Annotated in this window: 11 protein-coding genes and 1 pseudogene; 1 reads left to right on the forward strand and 11 read right to left on the reverse strand. The window is 36.1% G+C overall.

The window, feature by feature from the left end; translation table 11 throughout:
- Nucleotides 1-10 precede the first annotated feature (10 nt).
- Genes BQ8014_RS16770 through BQ8014_RS16780 form a run of 3 tightly spaced genes read right to left on the reverse strand, consistent with a single transcriptional unit; the run spans nucleotide 11 to nucleotide 5,192 of the window.
- Nucleotides 11-1,183: a sulfatase-like hydrolase/transferase gene (locus tag BQ8014_RS16770; protein ID WP_080905359.1), complete on the reverse strand. Its 1,173-nt coding sequence runs from the start codon at nucleotides 1,181-1,183 to the stop codon at nucleotides 11-13.
- A 28-nt stretch (nucleotides 1,184-1,211) separates the two neighbouring features.
- Nucleotides 1,212-3,776: a DUF4861 family protein gene (locus tag BQ8014_RS16775; protein WP_080905360.1), complete on the reverse strand. Its 2,565-nt coding sequence runs from the start codon at nucleotides 3,774-3,776 to the stop codon at nucleotides 1,212-1,214.
- A gap of 18 nt (nucleotides 3,777-3,794) precedes the next feature.
- The gene (locus tag BQ8014_RS16780; protein ID WP_200814418.1) at nucleotides 3,795-5,192 is read right to left on the reverse strand and encodes a Kelch repeat-containing protein; all 1,398 of its coding nucleotides are present in this window, start codon (nucleotides 5,190-5,192) and stop codon (nucleotides 3,795-3,797) included.
- A gap of 150 nt (nucleotides 5,193-5,342) precedes the next feature.
- On the opposite strand from BQ8014_RS16780, the pseudogene BQ8014_RS16785 reads away from it, so the two are divergent.
- Nucleotides 5,343-6,506, forward strand: a pseudogene (locus BQ8014_RS16785) (IS4 family transposase).
- Between the two features lie 243 nt (nucleotides 6,507-6,749).
- On the opposite strand, the gene BQ8014_RS16790 reads toward BQ8014_RS16785, so the two are convergent.
- The 8 genes from BQ8014_RS16790 to BQ8014_RS16825 form a co-directional block, all read right to left on the reverse strand.
- On the reverse strand, nucleotides 6,750-8,555 hold the full coding sequence (locus tag BQ8014_RS16790; protein ID WP_080905361.1) for a beta-N-acetylhexosaminidase: 1,806 nt from the start codon (nucleotides 8,553-8,555) through the stop codon (nucleotides 6,750-6,752).
- 41 nt (nucleotides 8,556-8,596) lie between these two features.
- Nucleotides 8,597-10,636 carry an alpha-galactosidase gene (locus BQ8014_RS16795; protein ID WP_080905362.1) on the reverse strand — a complete coding sequence of 680 codons (2,040 nt, stop codon included), beginning with the start codon at nucleotides 10,634-10,636 and terminating at the stop codon, nucleotides 8,597-8,599.
- Between the two features lie 38 nt (nucleotides 10,637-10,674).
- Nucleotides 10,675-12,054, reverse strand: coding sequence for a hypothetical protein (locus tag BQ8014_RS16800; protein ID WP_080905363.1), 1,380 nt, complete (start codon nucleotides 12,052-12,054; stop codon nucleotides 10,675-10,677).
- A 143-nt stretch (nucleotides 12,055-12,197) separates the two neighbouring features.
- A complete protein-coding gene (locus tag BQ8014_RS16805; RefSeq protein ID WP_200814420.1) occupies nucleotides 12,198-13,577 on the reverse strand; it encodes a hypothetical protein in 1,380 nt (459 codons plus the stop codon).
- A gap of 34 nt (nucleotides 13,578-13,611) precedes the next feature.
- Nucleotides 13,612-14,991, reverse strand: coding sequence for a neutral/alkaline non-lysosomal ceramidase N-terminal domain-containing protein (locus tag BQ8014_RS16810; RefSeq protein ID WP_080905364.1), 1,380 nt, complete (start codon nucleotides 14,989-14,991; stop codon nucleotides 13,612-13,614).
- 6 nt (nucleotides 14,992-14,997) lie between these two features.
- The gene (locus BQ8014_RS16815; protein WP_080906026.1) at nucleotides 14,998-16,374 is read right to left on the reverse strand and encodes a DegT/DnrJ/EryC1/StrS family aminotransferase; all 1,377 of its coding nucleotides are present in this window, start codon (nucleotides 16,372-16,374) and stop codon (nucleotides 14,998-15,000) included.
- Between the two features lie 92 nt (nucleotides 16,375-16,466).
- Entirely contained in the window at nucleotides 16,467-18,188 is a 1,722-nt protein-coding gene (locus BQ8014_RS16820) for a DUF4091 domain-containing protein (protein WP_080905365.1), read from the reverse strand.
- Nucleotides 18,189-18,208: 20 nt separating this feature from the next.
- A complete protein-coding gene (locus tag BQ8014_RS16825; protein ID WP_080905366.1) occupies nucleotides 18,209-21,304 on the reverse strand; it encodes a DUF5107 domain-containing protein in 3,096 nt (1,031 codons plus the stop codon).
- Nucleotides 21,305-21,354: the final 50 nt, after the last annotated feature.

The raw sequence follows: 21,354 nt of genomic DNA on the forward strand, positions 1-21,354 counted from the left end.
CAAACCATTATCATATATTATCCGATAATATTTGTCTCATTTGCTTCAAAACCTTATCATTCGATTCGATCAAATGTTTTATATCGCCAGCCTTATACCAGTCCAAAATCCGATCCTGATGATAAAACGGTTCAATAAAAGCTCCATTTTCCAACAAAGCAACCACATTAGCATAATATCCATTTTCCTTTGAAGCAAGAATCAAACGGGCCCTCAGAAAATTATATTCTTTTATTTGTTCATTGATTGTTTTCAGATATCGGGGAGAATGAAAGGAGGATACCTCATTCTCTTTTAAAATTTCTTTTATAAAGACACCTGCCCCTCCGTTATTAACCGGAGCTTGTTTCTTTAATAAACCGGCAATCGTAGGAGCAATATCTGTTTGTTCAAAATAAGGCAATTCACGTCCTTTGGCTATGTCCGAACCAAGAAAGAGCAAAGGGGTCTTCCAGCTATCTTCATCAAAAAGCGGATGCCAGCCTATTTTGCTTTGCCCATGATCTGATGTGATAATTAAAACGGTTTCATCAAGCATTTTGGATTCTTTTAAAAATGCAATAAATTTTCCTAACAATTTATCTGCATTTTCTATTGCCTGCACATAGGGAGAATTCTTATAGAATATATTTCTATAATAGGGCTTATCTGGAGTACTTTGTGAAATATCATACCCTCTTTGACCCGCACTTTGAAGATGGATGCGCATAAAAACCGGTTGCTGATTCTTAAGGATTCGTATGGCACAATCCACGACCTCTGCATCTGAGAACGTATCATCCATAATAGCAGTAGAAAAGCCACGCCCAATGCTCCGATAAGCAACCGTATTAACAACCAATGCAGTTTGCTCTTTAGGTGAAAAGACTTCTTGTATCATTTTATTATCAGGACTTAAAAATAAAGAACCCTGATGCAATACCGGATTCGGAAATGAGCAACTGTTATATTTACTATAATCGCCAATCGTAGGATGATGCGGAATAATGACATACGACTGGGAGATATAAGTGCCTTGTTTAATCAAACCATTAAAAACCGGCATATTCAATTTTGTCGGCGCCTCCCAACTAAGCCCGTCAATCATAAATAGAATGACTCTCTTTGTACTCTGTGTCTGCTGGGCCACAGACACCGTAACCATTCCCATCATAAGAACAAGTACAAATACAATTTTTTTCATCACAGGTAATTATTAATATGTTTGGATTCTATCTCCATTTTATTGATTTCGATGTATTTTGAAGTGTTTTCAACCAGTCCTTCATTCCTGCAGAAGGGCCAAATCGATGCCCCCTCAACCAATCTCCCTGAATATGATACCGGAAAATCTCTCCTTTTTCATACTGTAAAACTACTCGATGTTCTTCCGGCTGTTCGTCAGCATATAATAATTTATCAGGATCAAACACAACTCCTGTACCAATCCAACCAATGACAGGCTCTTGGAAACCCCAGACTCCCATTACTCCGGCAGCTTTATCTAAAAAGAATTCTTCAGTAGGCAGTACATTCAAAACAAGCCCGAGCTGTATCTTTCTATCCGGATCTCCTCCCTTCACTTCAACTTCAACGGGAGAGTCATATCTACCCGCCAAAGCAGAAGGTCGAATATAAACTGTATAGGGAGCCTCTTTCGGACCTACCCCTGTCACGGTAAACTCGACAGTCACTTTATCGGATGTTTCTTCAAACAATCTGGCCGAAAAAACAGGATCTTCCTCTCTTTTTTCATTCCGAATGGGATAAGGAATCCCGTCCACATACAAAACTAAACCTCCGCAACCACCGGTCTGTCCGACATGAAGTATATCCATTCCGATCCCTCCATCATCGAGATGGTAGCTACTGGCATTATCAATCGTCGGATAAAGAAGCCCATCCACACGTTTTCCAAATAAATCGAAATGCCCATCATAACAACGAAAAGCAGCTTTTTCCGATTCCCATCCCCAATTCGGCGGTAACCATGTGTTATTCCATGCGACTTTCTTCTGACTCGGTTCACTTCGTAAATTCTTAAGCCAGGAGTTATAATTTTCTTTCGTGGAAGTTATTTTAAACTGGTTAGATAGCTGTTGTATCATTTCTTTCAGATTTCCATGGGTTCTCGCATCAGCAAAATGCTTCCAAAAAACTCTATTTTTATATGCTTTCTTTAAAGCGACAATCCGGCGATCAGCAGCTAATCTCAAATAATAAAGCATTGTTTCATCACTATTGACCAGCCTTTGGGATAAATTCTCTGTTAAATGTTCTCCGGACATTCGGTGTTCTATCATTTCCCAAACAGGTTCCTTATCTATTCCTTTATGAATAGATTCTAATGCTTGTATAAGGGCTTGGTTTAATTCATAGACAAGCAAAGGTTCATTCACTACAATCGGAGCATAGTTGGTATTCAGATCTTCAAAAGTCCATTGGACCGGTCTCACTTTAGAAACATCAAGTATAAAAGAATCATCCATTTTCCCATCGCCGTCAATATCCACTTCTAACTTATCCATCACTCCGTCCCGATCCGTATCCGTCCATAGATAATACATATCACACTTGTTATCGTAATCATAATCGACTTTCAACCAAGTTTTATCACTGTATTTAAGATGAATACGACGGTCGGCCGGATTGAAATAATAAGCGTTAGGCCCCCTTGGAGACAGACACAATTCATAACGTTTATTATAAGGGCCACAATCTGGTCCTCCAATAACCGGGAATTCAAATCCTTTATCATTGGAAGGTGCAGCTATAACGCCCTCCCATCGTTCAATGTCTGGTCTTATGGGATTAAAAGACTTATTTAGATCATTCTCATCCCAAGTCATTAACATTCTAGCCCAAGTCACCTCTTTCAAATAAGAGCGAGAAACTTCTCTTTTAAGTACAGGAAAAGACTGTCGCCCCCTGATATTCAAAATTTCAGAAAGATTTTCATTTATATGTAAGCGAAAGTCACTTTCATTCAGTTTCTCAATTGTCCATCCAGGCGCATAAGCGGAAAGAGAAACATCAAAATCGCGCGGCTTATGAATAGTTGCATCTCCATCCACATCAAAACTCCAACGAACAGACTGTACAACATTCTTCTTGCCGGAAACACGAAGCGTCTCTTCCGTTACTCCATCTTTATTATTATCAAAAAACAAAAATGGATTTTCAAAAAATGGAGTCCACCTATTTTCCCCTGGTTTTATATAGAGAGAGATAAAAGACTCATCTCCACCAAAATGAGTTTTATCCTGGCAAATATCTTGATAATAATAATAATCGACATCGTACCATAACAGATTGTCATCCCCATCATCACGACTCCACCAAACACGTAATCCATAGTTATCATCATAAAAATAGAGCCCCATTCGATCGACATCCTGATCTCCATCTGAATCTTCATAACCGACAACAGCGTCAACTGTTCCATCTCCATGCCAGTCAACAACATAAAGGTCTCCGCATTGATCCGGTTCACCTCCCGCTTCCAAATTCCCATTCTCGTCAATAACACGCACCAGAATAGGTTGGTTTTCTTTTTTATGACGTGGAGAAATATCAACGAACCAAACTTCTTCTGGTTTCCCGTCGCCATCACGATCAACATAATGGCGTTCCCCCGGTTTGCCAGCAAGCACTTTCTCCCTCATCTCTGAAGAGAGTCTTGCATACTCTCCAAACACCCATTCAAATGCCTTTTGACGTTTTTGCTTTAAATCATCATTAGTCGCATAACAAACATTTGGAAGAATAATTATCAAAATTAAGAAAACTACTTTCATCAATTATACCTCCTTTATCTATCTGTTAACAAACGGAATTTTTACCAAATCTTCTATTTCTTTTCCATCATGCATAAATCTTGCTAAGGTATATACATTTCCTTTTTTATCCATCGCTACCGAATTCACATAAGTCGGTATAGATCCATCTTCATAAAATATAGGTCCGTAATCTTTGTATATCTTTTGCGGTATATTATAGGTTACCAAGTGGAGATTTTCTAAACCTCTGGCAGCTCCCATCGCGATCTCATCAACTCCTTTTACCCTTTTCCCATCCTTATAGACAGGACCACCTGTCAAATAATAAATTGTAGAATCCGGTCCTAACATATAACCTAAATATCCATAGCTAAACTGATCAAACATCCCACTCTTTTTTGAAGGCTCAGAAGTGATTCGTTCCACTAATTCAACACTTTTTGCTTTCGGATCAAATTTAAATAGATAACCAGAGTTACCATGAACACCGTAAGCAACCTGTTCAGGTTCATACCAGAATATTTTCCGCCAATTATATCCCATACTACCCGCACCGGTATAGTCGTAACTACCAAAATAGTCTAACCGCAAATTCACTTCTTCTACCTTTTTAGGGACACTATCTCCTGACTTATAGGAATAAATATCTCCTTCTGCTGTCGAATAATATAAGAGGCCATCTCGTGGATCAACAAAGATAGAACGACAAATAACCCGATAATCCTTACCGATAACGCCACCTTCACCCAATTCATCTATCAAACCAAGATCTTTAAGCTGGCCTGTCTTCAGATCATAATCCAAAAGATATCCTTTCGGCCAAGTAATACCATATAAATGACCTCGTTCTTTATCCATTGTCATAGTTATGATTCCTTCTCCATGCGGAGCTATGGCTAAACTCTTTATTCCTCCACTCTTCAAATCATAATAAACAAAATGCCCTCCAGGATAGAGTTTATATCCTTCCGGTGCATGTTTCGGAAGTTGCTCAGATCCATTAATCATCTCATAATAGCCAACATGAGTTGCGAAGTATAATTTATTATCATACTCATAAAATTCCACATGGCTCTTTCCCTGAGCAATATATCTCTTATCTTTCTCTCCTACAGCTTCAGACAAATCTGCAATAAATTGAGTTTTATCTGTTTCCGGATCATATACGTAAAATTGTCCTCCGACATCATATTTAGTAGAAGAAAGGACATAGTATATTTTTCCATCACTTGCCGCTGATATTGCATTGTAAGTATCATGTGCATCATTAAATCCCGAATAATAATGCTTTGCCACAAGTGTTTTTTTTACAGAAAGAGATTTACTGTCATCGGGTTTTTTATCCGTTGAAGAAACGCACTGATTAAACGACAATATCACTACCGACAGCAACACTAAAGACATTTTAGAAAGTAACCATTCTATCTTTTTCATAACTCAATTAATTACAATTATTATTTTTCATTACTGTCCACTAAAAATCAGAAATAGTTCTTTGAAATAATTGAAAATTAGCTTGTTGTTTCGATATTTCCGGCGCAGGGACTTGAATTAGTAACTTTGCAGTTTCAAAATCTGACTGCCATGTATAATGCTAAATATGTTTTTGCACAACTAATTTCCTTCCTTGATTATTAGAAATTTCGTCGCATCGTCGATAAATACAAAGGAAACCATTATGTGAAGTCCTTTACTTGCTGGAACCAACTGCTTATCCTTATGTTCGGTCAACTATATACAAGGATTAGCCTACAGGATTTGATTTTAGCAGTCCAGGCGAATCGAGGAAAGTCTTATCATCCCAGCTTTGGAAACAGTGTCACTCGAAGCAATCTTACCAAAGCAAATCAAAACAGAGATTATCGAATCTTTGAAGAGTTCGCTTATTATATGATTGAGATTGCGAGAAAGAAACGCATAAACGACATCTTCAAACTCAATGGAAATGTTTACGCAGTCGATTCTACAACCATCGACCTCTGCTTGGAAGTCTTCTGGTGGGCTAAGTTTCGCAAGCATAAAGGTGGCATCAAATTACACACACTTTATGACATCGAGACTCAGATTCCAACATTCTTCCACATCACAACAACATCTGTCAATGATATGGTTGCCAAGGATGCAATACCTTATGAACTTGGCGCTTATTAGGTTTTTGACCGAGGTTACAATAACTTTAAACACCTATTCACAACCCACGCCATAGGTGCTTTCTTTGTGGTAAGAGCCAAGCCGAGTTTACAGTTTAAAGCTGTCAAGTGGGTACGGAAATTACCTAAGAATATTCTATCGGATTGCACCGGGGTTCTTACCGTTTACAACTCAGAAAAGAAATATCCTGAACTTATCCGTAAAGTTTCTTACTTTGAACAAGAAAAACAACGCGAGTACACATATCTGACTAATGCCTTGCATCTGACAGCTTATCAAGTTGCGGAACTTTACAAAAACCGTTGGCAAATTGAATTATTTTTCAAATGGTTGAAGCAGCATCTCAAAATCCAAAAGTTTGGGAGTAGCTCCCAAAATGCAGTACGTATTCAAATTTATGCTGCTATCATAGCTTATTGCTTAGTTGCAATTGTGCAACACGACATGAAACTTGAACGGTCAACCTATGAAATTTTGCAGATACTCAGCATATCGTTAACTGATACAAGTACGCCGAAAGATCTTTTTAATAAAGCTAATTTCAAAAATATCAAAGAACGAATTGATTATAGTGAACTAAATTTGTTTAATTTTTAATCGTCCATTTTTTAATGGACACTAGTGAATCATAGCAAAGAGAAAAATCAGATTATTGGCAAATTTAAAAGAATAAGGACTCACAAATATGAAATGGATTGTCCCAAAAGTCTCTAAAAAAGAGAGCGTATCAAAAGTCATTTGTTTATTAACTATCACTTTTTTAGAGAATTTTCTTTTGACATAACATCTCATACAAGACTAGGCTTTTAATATTCTTTTTCAACTTGTTAATAGGGTATATTAAAAATCTTTACTTTTAACTTTGTATATTTCACTTCTCCGTCCAGAAGGTAAAACGACCACACAATTAACATGAATACCAGATATATTCAACGGTAGAACAATAGGCTTTATATATAACTCTCCAGCATTGGTAGGATCCGACCCGTCTGTTGTGTAATAGATAGTTGCACCTTCAACCGGTGAAACCAATCTGATCGTTGCCTCCCCGTTCGCGATTTGGGGGTTATCTAATCCGAAAGGTTCCGGGATACGGAAGAGGATGCCTCTTTTGTCTAGATCTGCCAACCGGGCCGGCAGCCTGGTAAGAAATGACCCATAGTCTTTCTTAGATGCCGGCGACCAGCCTATTTCCGCCAGCGCTAATGCCCTGGGATAAGTCATATAATACATCAACTCTTTTGTATGGATATATTCCATCCATATATTACCCTGGACACCTTTTATGTATTTCTGTTGTTCTTCTGTGATCTTCGGGGTATAAGGCTCATAACCGTATACCTTGGAAAGGGGGAGGTAACCTCCTATATTTATGGGTTCATTATCCTTGTCTAAGGATTGATAATAATCAAAATAAAGATAATTATTCGGACTCATAATTACTTCGTGTCCCATATTGGCGGCATCAATGCCACCTTCTTCACCTCTCCAACTCATCACCGCAGCATTCGGAGCCAAGCCGCCTTCCAATATCTCATCCCAACCGATAATTTTTTTCCCTTTGCTGTTAATAAATTTCTCGATACGTTGGATGAAATAACTTTGCAACCCATGTTCATCCTCCAGTTGCTCATGTTTGATGCGCGCCTGACATTTTTCACATGCTTTCCACCTCGCTTTGGGCGCTTCATCCCCCCCGATATGAATGTATTCACCCGGGAAAAGATCTATAACCTCCGTTAAAACATCCTCTAAAAAGCGAAATGTGTTTTCATTTCCGGCGCAGAAGATATCTTCTTTGATCCCCCAGGCAAGAGGAACCGCAAAAGGGCCTCCGGTACACGACAACTCAGGATATACAGACAGTGCAGCCATGCTGTGCCCCGGCATTTCTATTTCGGGAACGATCGTAATATGGCGATCCGAAGCATAGTTGACAATGGAGCGGACTTGCTCTTGCGTGTAGAATCCTCCATGCGGAATACGATCCTGGTTTTTAGGATCGCGTGAGACTTGCGTACTGCTGCGCCAGGCCCCCTTCCGGGTTAATTCCGGATGCTTCTTAATTTCAATTCGCCATCCGCCATCTTCCGTCAAATGCCAATGAAAGATATTAAGTTTATAATAGGCCATCAAGTCGATAAATTGTTTGATGTTTTCTTCGGAGAAGAAATATCTCCCAACATCCAGCATCAGACCTCTATAGGCAAAGCGGGGTTCATCTTTAATATCGACAAAAGGAATTGATAACGCTCCTTTAGAATCTTCGGTTATTAATTGTAATAATGTCTGGGTAGCATAAAATACTCCAGCCTCTCCTCCCCGTATGGAGACACCTTTAGAATCAACCGTCAGCTGGTATGACTCTGAGGGCACGGACGTATCAATGGTGAGCCGGATCGTATTTTTACTTGCATTCCCCTTTTTAAGGTGGATAGAGTAACGGTCTGCCAGGCAGTTATTCAACAAGGAAACGGTTTTTTCTATTTTTGCCGGGTAATACAAAGCGGTTGAAGCACTCAGTGTAAAATCGCCTGTGTGGGCGACGACTTCTTTCGGTTCGGGAATCAGTGACAAATGATGTTGTTGTGCCAAGCATGGATAAGACATTATTAAAATCGCAATCGTTAAAATACTTTTTATCATAAACTATTAAATTTAATCATCAAATACTATTTAAGGTTCACTCAATAATTCAATATCTTATATTTATATAAAACAAAACTATTCTCTTTGGATAATTGGATTGAGACGCTTCTATTGTTCTTTACTCTTTGTTTATTTTTTTTCCCTTCACCTAAAATAGGTAAAAGCTCCAACTCTGTATAAGGAGGAAACCATGTCACAACATCTTCTATTCTATTTTTGTTTAATTCCCTAAACACCAATAAAAATCCTTCTTTATTCCCAATAGACTGAACCCCTGTCCATGATTTTCCCGATGGCTCGTTCCCAATTGGCAAAATTATCCCCTTATGGAATTCATACTGTATATTTTTATACTCCCTAATAATATTCTTTGACTCAAAAGCATCTTCAGGTAGAGCTGCAACATCCATAAAGGCCAAAGGTTGACCAATCATCGCTATCGCAAACAAATAATCCATTGAATAATTTATAGGAGCAAATACGTCGTCCGAATAATTTGTTTGATTTCGCCACTTATTTAAAAATTCGACCTGCATTTTTTGGGCAGGAACGTATTTGGATAACATCCAAATATTGCGAAGCGTTTTATAGGGATAATAACTGGAAAAATCAGTGTAACGGTTTTCAAAAAACATATTGCCATAATCATTCAAATAAAAATATCCTCCACGTTGTCCGGCAGTTATATCATAATTAAAAACAACATTATAATCAGTTTCTTTCATTACTTTTTCATACATTCTTCGCGTTCGGATTTCCGCAGCCTTACTTTGCATCTGTTGGCCATCAATTTTGAATATGCGTACTCCATACTTTTTATATAAATAGATAATAGCATCTGCATCTTTTTCCCACTCTTCATTGTCATATTTAGTATTAGGAACGAAGTATAAACAGACTTGAACACCCGATTTCTGGCCTTTTTCCACTATCTTTTCAAAACCATTTGGAAATAAAGAGCCTTTAGGAGTCCATTTCTTTTTAGAAAGTCCATCTTTGCCTATATAGTCCGACGTTTCTTGCCAACCCCAATCCAACTGAAAATGACTTATTCCTAATTTAGCACAAGCGTTAATCTGTTTAAAACAAAAATCTTCAGTTAAGCGTTCCAAAGGTCCTCTGTCACCCCATGTATTCATCGTTATCATTTCATCTTTTGAGGCGGCAATATATTTTCTACATTTATGATAACTTTGCAGCGCCTTTAACTGACTTAACTCGTCATTTGCAGAAACTCCCAAAACAACACTATATGTTCTAACCCATTCATCACTTTGTAAATCAGAAGCAACAACACCTATTCCAATAGGCTTAACATCACCAAATTTCACAATAAAGTCGGCGCCAGGATATGCTAATTGAGACGGTGCCAACGGAGACTCTTTCAAATAAAACAATCCAAAATCGTTTTCCATATTCTCTAAAAACAACAAATTGCCTTTATATACATTCTCCAAATAGGCGGTCTCAGAATAACTATTTACGAATGTATTGTTAGAATCAGAATTATCAGTAAAATTCACCAAATTAAGTTTCCAATGTTTGCCTTTAAAACTTATATGATCCAAAACCGGAATTTCATCCAACTGCGATAAAATATTTTTTCGCTTTAGGTATTTCCAAACACCCAAATCTAAGTCTTGAACAATCCAAGAATTATTTGCTTTCCCTTTCAAATAAGTATCTATTGCTATAGCTGGACAATCATCATAAATCCGAAAAACTCTCCTAATCAATAATTTTTCTAACCTATATTCTACAAGAACCTCTGTATACGGAGGAAAAGAAGATCTTTCGACTCTTTGAATATTCCAACTTCCCATCTCATTTTTAACATCTTCTTGTCCCGGAATAAAAAAATCAACTTTTTTATTTTGATTTATCCATTTTATTCCATTTTCTTTATCTAAAAGATTAATCGTGATTAAATTGCCTCCATTCCACAAAAAATTACGTTCTATTTTATTGTTACCAATACAAAATGTATCTCCTTTTTGATATGCATAACCAAGTTTCCCGTGAGCAAAAGAATGGTTTACAAAAAAACAAAAAAATAGGCAAATAATATATTTATACATATACATGTTCTTTACTATTATAAATTCAATAAGACATTCTAATTATTAGACTTATTCAAAAGCGTATGAATAGCATTCAATATATATTCTTCAGCATCAGCTGTTACAGGACTCGATTCAATTTCATATCCTCCTTCACTGTATGCTCGTTTCGTTCCAATATAAAACGGACCATAATCACCATAAGCGGCCATCGCAATAAACTTATCTGGATTCATCGATTTGGCAGCTAATTGATATTCAACGAACAATTCTCCAGGCATAAACAATAATCGAGCATCATTGATTGCTAAACAAGAGGCCTCAACATATTTACCCGCCATACGTCTTTTATACCATCCCAATCTTCCTAAGCTATTCGCTAAAAGTCGACCGTTCATATTACATATCGTTTTTTCTATTTCAGAGACTTCCGGATTATAAGGAAGATATAACCGTTCCGTTACCCAACAAACATCTTTTGCTTTTACCTTGCACTTTTTAGTGCTTTCCCATGCACGTTTCATTCCATCGACTAATCGTTCAGAGAGAATTAGTCTATTTTCATGACTTCCATCATTATATTTTCCTGCAGCAATATTCCCTCCAGCTCCGTTGAAATGAATGTGCAATGCATCAGGGACAGATAATTGCCGCATATAACGAGCTATGCCTGGAAAATCCGGATTAGCAACTTTTGTTAAATAATAACTTTGGGGGTGCGTAGCGTAAAAACTTAAGACTGCCAATGGCTTATCTTTATTCCAAAAGCTAAGTAACGATATCTCAGGATCAATCACTCCTTCCGACATACTGCGCACAACGGAATCATGTTCTGAAGAACCGCGCATCGATATAATTTTGCCATACCTTATATTAATTCTCCGATTCGAGGCCACCTTGTATACTTGTGCCCTCCCCATGCCAATATCTGTTATGGTGTCTGCTTGCAATATAGAGAGACGGATCTCTTCCTGAATACATTTTATTAGCTGCCGGGCAAAGGTACCATCAAAACAACCCGTAGGAAGATTATGCTCTTTTAATATCTTTTCAGCAGTAAAATCACATATTGGCGCATCATGTTGATGAACCGTATGGACAACAACCCTTTCAGGTATAGTACCAGCAGCTTCTGCCAATGCAACTTTAAATGAATCCTGAGATTCATTCGCTATTCCAATCCAGTCAATAGCACATAAAACAATCGGTTTTTCCATACCAAGCAATACAATACCTTTAGCCCGTAAAGAAAGATCTCCTGAATTTCTCATTTGATCATATGTAAGTTGTGAGCCTACCGGCGGTGTGGCATTTACATCAAAAACTGAAATTTTAAGAATCGCATCTGATGATACAGCGGCATAAGAAGGTTGTAAAAATACGGTCTGCAAAATCTCCACAAAAATGAGACACAAAAAGCTAAATTTATTTCTCATTGTAATTTATTTTTTATCTTCTTCATTTACACTCTTAATATTTGAGATAAAACTATTAATCTTACTTAGAAAATCCATAATAGTTTACAAAAATCTATTGTGAATTGATATTATAACAATACTCTGATTATTCTTCCTCTATCCTATATATTTGTTTTTAGTATGATTTTCACTAAGTCCTCAATTTCTTTTCCATCATACATAAATCTGCCTAAGGTATATATATCCGAATTGGCACCAACAGCAATGGAATTTACATAGGTTGGAAAAGTCCCGTCTTGATAAAAAATAGGCCCCAAATCCTTATATTTCTTTTCAGGAATATTATAAGTTACTAAATGAATATATTCAAGACCTTTTGCTGCTCCCATGTTTATCTTGTCCAAACCTGTAACCCTTTCGCCTCCTTTATAGATTGGTGATCCTGTAAGATAATATATTACACCATTTTTATCTATATTATATCCTAGGTATCCATAACTGAATTGATCAAACATTCCACTTTTTTTAGAAGGTTCCGATGTTATTCTTTCTATGATCTCTACTTTCCTTATTTTGGGATCAAATGTAAATAAATAACCAGAATTCCCATGCACGCCATAAGCCTTGTTCTCAGGACCATACCAATATATTTTACGCCAGTTATATCCCATACTGCCAGCATCCTTAGGATCATATTTACCAAAATAATCCAATCTAAGATTAACGCCTTCTAATTTATCAAGGACTTTACTTTTAGGATTATAATAACAAATATCCCCATCGGCAGTAGAATAATAAACATTTCCATCACGAGGGTCAACAAACATAGATCGGCAAATTACTCTAAAATTATCCGTACCTAACTGAGTTTCACCTGCTCTAGTCACAGGCCCTAAGTTTTTCAACTTTTTTGTGCTGATATCATAATCAAGAAATAAACCTTTTGGCCATGTAAGTCCATATAGATGACCTCGATCTTTATCCATGGTCATCGTTATAATTCCTTCTCCGCCTGGAGCGGTAGCAAGATCATGCAAATTCTTTGTCTTCATATCATAATACAAAAAATGTCCGCCAGGATATAACTTATATCCTTCAGGAGCAACAAGCGGCATTTGCTCAGCACCATCTATCATTTGATAATATCCCGCATGTGTGGCAAAATAAAGCTTTTTTTCAAATTCATAAAATTCAACATGGCTTTTGCCTTGAGCAATATATTTTTCAGCTTTTTCACCCAATGCATCTGATAAATCAGCGATAAACTCCGTTTTATCTAACAGAGGATCATAGCAGTAAAATTGGCCACCCACATCATACCGAGTAGAAGAAAGTACATAATATACTTTGCCATCACTGGCATAGGATATGGCATTATACGTGTCGTGAGCACCAGCAAATCCTGAAAAATAATGTTTCGCGATCATTGTATCTGGTATAATTGGAGTCTTTTCTTCTCCCGCAGCAGATTGTTCGTGTGACAGGTTACACCCTGTAAACAATAGTAATGATGTCCCTAAAAATAAAAAAGATCGTCTCATAATTTAATTCTTTACATATATATATGAATATAGTCTATCTCATTCCTTTTTCTTGCGCTAAAGTTCTTGCGTTTTCAATGATTAGCGATTCGATTTGTTTATCCCATTTAGCAGGTAATCCATATACGTGCTGTGCCATATCTCCCTCATAACCACCTTCTTCAAGGATGACTACTGATGGTATATATCCCATAACATCATTAGCATATCCCATGACAAATATATCTTGTCCAAATAGTTCTTTCAATTTCACGGAATAAGCACTAACAAGTTCTCCCCCCAATATAAATAAACATTGGCGACCTATTTTCCAATATTCTATTGGGTAAGGATAGAATTTCATAAATGGCTCTCCTCTTTCATAAAATCCAATTATTCTTTGCGCCCATCTAGCATGAAAGTCTCCAGTTTTAGCCATCTCCTGTAATCTTTCCAGAGAAAGAGGTATATCAAAAGGAAGATTGATTTCTTTATATCGGGTTTCTAACTTACTTTCTTGCAATACCATGCCCTCTAATAAAACTCGTTCCACAGCATTGGCCAATTCTTTACCATACTGCATTGCAAGAGGAAGCGTATGGCGAGGCAAAGGATTCTGATCAGCTCCTGCTCCTTGGAAAAACAGAGCTGTTACACCTGGATATGTCTTTTCCAACTCAATTTGAGCAAACCCAGCATAATCGCCACAAATTTGATTCCCAGATAAAACCGTAGGATGACAAGCATAACCGAAAACGATAGCTATCAACCTCTTGTTTAGGTCTTCAATTTTAATGACAGGCACTGCATAATCATTGGGGCCATTTAAAACAGTCGTAGGTGTTAGTGTTGATGCATTATTATTGCGTCTGTTCACTTGAAAACGAGTAATCCCATTTTGAGTATAAATTCGTGCAGGTTGAATTTTTTGCAACGACTCATCCACCAATTGCATAAGATTATTTTCCAACTCTTTAGTATATTCATCTACGACATCCCAGTCAGCCTGACTCATGGGATAAATATCCTTTAAAGCACGCGACACAACCGGACCAGAATGGGTATGTGAACAGCTCAATATGATCTGAGATTTTTCAAATCCATACTTCTGCTTCAATTTTTCTCTAAATCTCTCCGATACATCTTTGGGTATGCTCAGTAAATCCATTGTTATCAAAATGGAACGATGCCCCAAAGCATCTTCAAGAACAAGAGCTTTTGCCCATAAATCATGCAATATTCCTTTTGAAGGTGAAGTTCGAGCAGCATAACCGGCCATCCAAATAGGGAAAGTAGGTGTTATGCTCTTTTTTGCAACTCCTATTTTCCATATTTCATTTTTATCCAGTTCTTTCTGCAATTCTTGCCCATTAGTGTAATGGAGACTAAACAGAACAACAAGAATGAAAATAAAGAATCTTCTAATCTTTGTCATTTCTAGCTATTTTTCAAATTTTTGTATAATTTTTTCTGCATTATCATGTATTTTTTCTATCGCAGTAACAATATCATCCATTGAACTTTTACCGGTTAATAACATATTTTGTGTTATCCAAATAGCTTCTTCATTACATATTTTGTCATTGGCCGGACATTGATTATTTGCTAAGAAATCGGCATAATTTAACTCTTTCTTTGAGTATATCTTTTGATATAGTTTCGATTCAAAAGCCGCCTTAATGAATGGTTGAGTATATAGCGACGTATAACCAGACGAACAAGGCACACCTTCGGCTCTCATTGCTTCTAAGAACAACGATCTACTCATATTTTTAAATTCACTTTTCACATATCGTAAGGGTAAAAGATGAAATGCAGCCTTAGTCGTTTCAGGATATAATTTGCAAGGCAAAATACCAGGTATAATTTTTATTCTTTCAGAAAGATATCTCCCATTTTCCCACCTCATTTCCGTTTCTTTCTCAAGATTCTGCATTTGCATTAAACCGATCGCAGCCTGATATTCAGTAAACCGTATCTTAGTTCCTATATTTAAAGAACCATTAGCAACAGCACCCACTGATGCCCCATAAGGAAAACCTAGATTATGAAAAGAAAAACATTTATCAACAAACATATCATTATCACTAACCACAGCTCCTCCTTCTCCTATCGGTAAATTTTTGGAAGTTTGGAAGCTAAAACATCCTGCATCTCCGATGGAACCAACCCGTTTATCTTTGATCTGGGCTAAATGGGCTTGACAAGCATCCTCAATCACAATCAAATTATGTTTCCGCGCTATTTGCATTATTCTAATCATATCGGCAGGAATACCCAAAATATGGACAGGCAATATTGCTTTCGTTTTTGATGTGATTTTTTGCTCTATTTTTTTAGGATTTATTTGGAATGTCTCGGAATCTATATCAGCAAAGACAGGAATTGCTCCATTCATTAAAATGGCTTGGACAGTAGCAACAAAAGTATAAGGTGATACAATAACTTCATCTCCTGGTCCAATATTAAACTGCGATATTGCAGTTATTAGAGCATTTGTACCATTCACCACAGAAAGACATCTCTTGGTGCCCACCATTTCAGCCCATTTTTTCTCAAATTCAGAAGTTACCGTTGCTCGTGACCATACTCCGCTTTGTAGTACTTTCAGTATTTGCTCATCATAAGTAGGTGATTTCCAGACGGGCCATGCTGGCCATAAATCGTAATGAGATTTTTTCCCTCCTAAAATAGCTGGAAGCTTAACATCACGGCCTCCTTGTCCCCAAACATATGGAGTCTGAAAAATTGATGTGGTCCATATTCCTATACCACCCATTATGCTTTTTTTTATAAAATCACGTCTTTTTATACCCATTATCATCTTATATTTAGTGTTGCGTATTAATCCTAGATTAGATTTTAGACTTATAAAAGAAAAACAAAACAATTCACAATTTCATCCACAAACTATTCGCTTAAAAACTCCAATATCTGTTTTCTTATTTTTCTAAAATAGGTCACGCTATTATCATAATCATCAAAATTCAAAATCAAACTATCCACGAACTCTTTTGATTTTTCAGGATTCTTTTTTTCTACCATTTTTAACAATTGATAATCATCAATGCCGTCTCTCATCGTTTCAAATCGTATAGAGCTATATAACTTATGATATCCAGGATATATTATACAATTATCTCCCGCCGGCAGCCGCCCTCTATCTCTTGAGGCGTCAACACTTAATTGATTTTCTATCCAATAATTAAGCCCCCAATGTAAATAACCTGTTATGCCATATTTATAATTTATCCAATGTAAAAAACGCGTCTGAATAAGAGGTAATTCTATAAATCTATTTGCATAATTTCCTCGTGGCCCAACACAAGTATAAAACCATATCTCTTTTCCTTCCTTTTTTAAATCCTGATAAAACTCATAATCTTTATGTAAGACATTGAGAACCGGGACCCAAACATCGATCGAACCTGCAAGCTCTTTTGAAGTCAAAACAGCATCTAATATTTTAACTCCAGGTAAAAACCTATGAATATAATTACTTATAGTTTTATAAGAAGGAGCATTATCAGATATTGGCTCATCCGCAATATGCTGTATGTATTTATTCAACCAGTTTTTATTAGCAAGATGTTCTCTTAATGCAGGTAGAAACTGTGCAATAAAATTCTTTGCTCTTACGTCGTCAACAGGGAGTAGGGTAAACCGAATACCATTTTCACATTTTATAGGATTCGGAGATGCTTTTAAATCACGGCTCTCTTCATTATCGGGAAGAGGTACTTCTACATAAAAAGGACTGTTCCATGCTTCTGATCGCCAAGCCAAATGCCCCCCTTCTATCTTCTCTAAAGAACCAGCTTCATCAAAAATTTCGACTTCTTTATCAAATCTGCTAAAATCAAACGTATATATACCATTATTGTAAGTATATAAAGTATTCCACACAGGAAACATCCTATATACATTTTGCCTATGTGACGCCATAATTTCAGCATGCATCTTTATTAATTTCCAATAAAGAGAAGAATAAGGTTTTACAGGCTCATTCTTATTTAAATAGCCCAAAATAACCGGATTAAAATGTGCAGACCAATTTGTTACAAACAAAGGAGATTTACCTAATGTAATTGGATATACACGTATATAAAAATCTTTATTCCATATTCTTCTTTTCCCATCAATATCCCCAGTTATTCTTATAGTTCCTTTATACAGTCCAGGAACTGTCTTTGCATCAGTCGGAACAGAAATCCATAAAGGCTGAACCTCTTCTTCTGCTATAGAAAAAGCGGAATCTGTCAAAATCGGATCAGGAAAATATCCTGACGAAGAACGTATTATATCTTTGGAAGGAGGATTATAAGAACGCCCGACAGGAACATAACCGACCCACCCTGCCGTCGCTCCCATTAATTGTGCCGAACTAGAAGATAAGATACTACTCAAAGCTATCCTCATATTTTGTATTTCAGCATTCCCTTTCACGACTACTTGAACACTCGCAATTTCTCCTTTTGCAACTCTTATAGTATCTATATCATCTTTGAAATAACTTCTTTCCTTAAGAACCTTAATCAAGGGGTCCACTTGATATAAATGAATATATTCAGAACAAAATCCGTATGCTGTAATTGTACAGAAAAAAACGGTTAAAAAAAACTTCTTAAACATATCTATTTTTATTATAATTATTAAAAGAATCTCATATCTTCTGTTCTGGAAATCAATCCGATAATTTTTATGATACGCTTATAATCAAATGGGTTATTTTTTTCTCTGTTTTCTTGGTAAAAAGCCTTTCCCCATTCTCTGACATTCCCACTAGTTTGATATTTCTCCCATTCATGAAATAATTGCTCAGCCTCTCCTAACTTATCCAATTGATAAAGAGAAATGCATTGTAACAGAGTATTTATAGAAGTATGATCAGAATCAACAATAGCTATTTTTTGAAAAATTTTCTTTTTCATTATCTGATTACCTAATTTCAGGTAAATCATAGCGCTTAACCAATCCTCTAATCGTGAATCTATTAGTTCCTCATATGGTTTTCCAACGCCCAAGTTTCTAGGCCAACGGTTAGCTTCCTCTATTTTCCTTAATGCTATAGCCAAATTGCCCCTATTTAAGGCTTGCACAGCTAACATTAACTTAGTTTCTTCATAAAGAAGCCTACCATCTCTTGATCCTTCAAAAGGTAATATGCGAATCTTTTCTAATACTTTTTCTGCTCTTTTATATTGTTTGTTTCTAATCAAGGCCCTAATATATAAAATAGCTGTAGGAAAGTGAGATGAATTTTTATTATAAAATAAAGAAATCAAACTCAATGCTTTATCAACTTCCGATTTATCTAAATAAAGTCTCGTAAGTTGATGTACATACCGCCACTCTTTAGAATCCAACGATATTGCCTTTTGAATATCAGCCTCTTGTTCCACCTCATTAGTAGAAAGCTGGGATCTTATAATATAGAAAGGAGCAAAATCCGGTTTATCCATTACGGACAAAAGTAATTTTCTAGCTGCATCTTTATTATTCCGGAAAATATTTATCAATGATAAATAATAAACAGACTTCCATCCACTTCGACAATTTACTGCCCAATTAAAAACAGGTTCGCTTTCTTCACGAAAAGGAAAAACAAAAGATGGATCCAATTGCTCAGCCTTTAATAATTCATCTCTGTCATTATTCAAATATGCCACCCAATACTTAATTTCCGGATTCAAAGGAGCCATAGTTAAAATATTTACAGCCCGATCCTTTAAACCTAAAGAATTATACCAGATGCCTAATTCCAAATATATCTGCTCTGGCATTTCACATTTTATACTCTTACAAAAAATTTCTTTAGCAGCTAAAACTGTATTTTCTAAATATTCTTCGAATTGAACAAAATGATTTAAAGGATCTTTATCCTTAATTTGATCAGCAAAAAACCTGAATTTATCTTCACACTTTGTTAATTTATATAATAAACATAATAATTGTAAACTTTCAATATTGTACTGATTCTCCATCAAACTTTTTTCCGCATATCTAATTGCCTTTGCGTATTCATTCTTTGACACATAAATTTTAGCGATCTCTGTCAGAGCAGCGCACCGATAAGAAGAAGAAAGTGAAGCGACCTCAAATCCGTCTAAAGCATCATAATATTGTTTTAATTTTAATGCAGCCTTTCCATACTCAAAATTTGCAGCAGGGTCATATGTATCAATCGTCAGAGCTTTATAAGCATAAAAAAAAGCCGAATCATAGTTCATTTTATTATAAAAAAGCCGAGACATTTCTGTTAATGAGGGAATAAAATATTCATCATACTCTAATGATTTCCGAATAAAGGTTTCCGCCTGATCATAAATTCTTAATCCTAAGAGATCTCTGCCCCTAAAATATTGACCTTGCGCTGTATTCCAATTAAATTTATCGTTTTTACTAACTGGCCTTTTCAATTCAACATTCTCTTTACTCCACAACTCTTTATTTTGCAAGGTCACAAAATACACTGAATCTATTCTATTAAAATAGAAACGAGACACATGAGGTTGCCCAATACCCAAAGTGACTTGTTCTTGAAAAAGTAATTCTTTATTGACATTATAGAATTTCAACGTATCTTTTATTGAATAAAGAGGAGAAAGATTGAAAGTAAACATTCCGTTTTTTTCGTTAACATTTACTACACCTTCTAATGTGACATTACTTACTCCCTTTGTTCCCTTATAAGGAAACCAATATTCACACCAAACATCGGTTGAATATGGCATAAATGTAATTTGTTTAAAAGGTGTCAAACTACTAATTATCATATTTTGATTGAAAAGTCTTCCACTTTGGAGCTCAACATATTGACCTTTATGATCTGTCAGTAATTCCTCCCAAATCTTTCCCTGATCAGACAGTGCCCAACTAAAAATCTTACGTCCTAATTTCTCTTCCCTATCTGCATAATGCATCATTCCATAATCCTCCGAAGCCCAATATGCGCCCCAAAAAGGGCTATGAGTTCCTACAATATGATAGGACTTTGATCCTACAAAATCATTTTCTGCCCACCGCGCCAAATTTTTATTTTTCAAAGAATCTAAGGGCCAGGGTAAAGCAATACCATCATGGCGAACTATATATTTCCCTGAATAAATAAATTCCAAATCCTCTTTAGCAAGCACTCCTGCATTTACCCAATTATAATAAGGCTGACTAATAGATGTAGCATTATGCCAAACAGAACGAGTAGTAAACCATCCTTTATCCATCGGTAAGTTTATTTCGACAGCCCAACGAGTTCTTGTTAATAGATCCAACATTCCAATGAAACAACTCACACTTCCATCATTATTCTTTTTTGTAATATAATCTATCGGGAAGGAACAAGAAGGAGAATGTCCTACTATCCCATAATTAAATTCAACTCCTCCGCTAGTCCATGGCCCACGCAATGAAATATCCCTAAACTTGACAACATCGTTTCCATAGAATAATTCTTTCCCATTCGTCTTATCAACAACTGACCATATTTTTCCTCCTATTTGAGGAAAGATCTTTATTCGTAAATAATCATTTTCTAATTCTACAATCCTCCATTCTTTTTTCTTAGAATTAATTGTATAACCATCAAATCTATAATATGGATATATTTTCCCAAAGACTGGAATGGGATTTGGATCTGAAAAAGGATAAGTGGTATATCTCTCTGTGTATTCTCTTATTTTGGAAAAATTTTGCCCATAAGAAAAAACAGTAATTATAATAAAAGACAAAAAAAAGAATAATGGTTTCATATTTTTGATATATCAGGAAGATGTCCCGATTTTATAAATTTATGCCGAGA

The sequence above is a fragment of the Parabacteroides sp. Marseille-P3160 genome, assembly GCF_900162725.1.
Taxonomy (GTDB): Bacteria; Bacteroidota; Bacteroidia; order Bacteroidales; family Tannerellaceae; genus Marseille-P3160.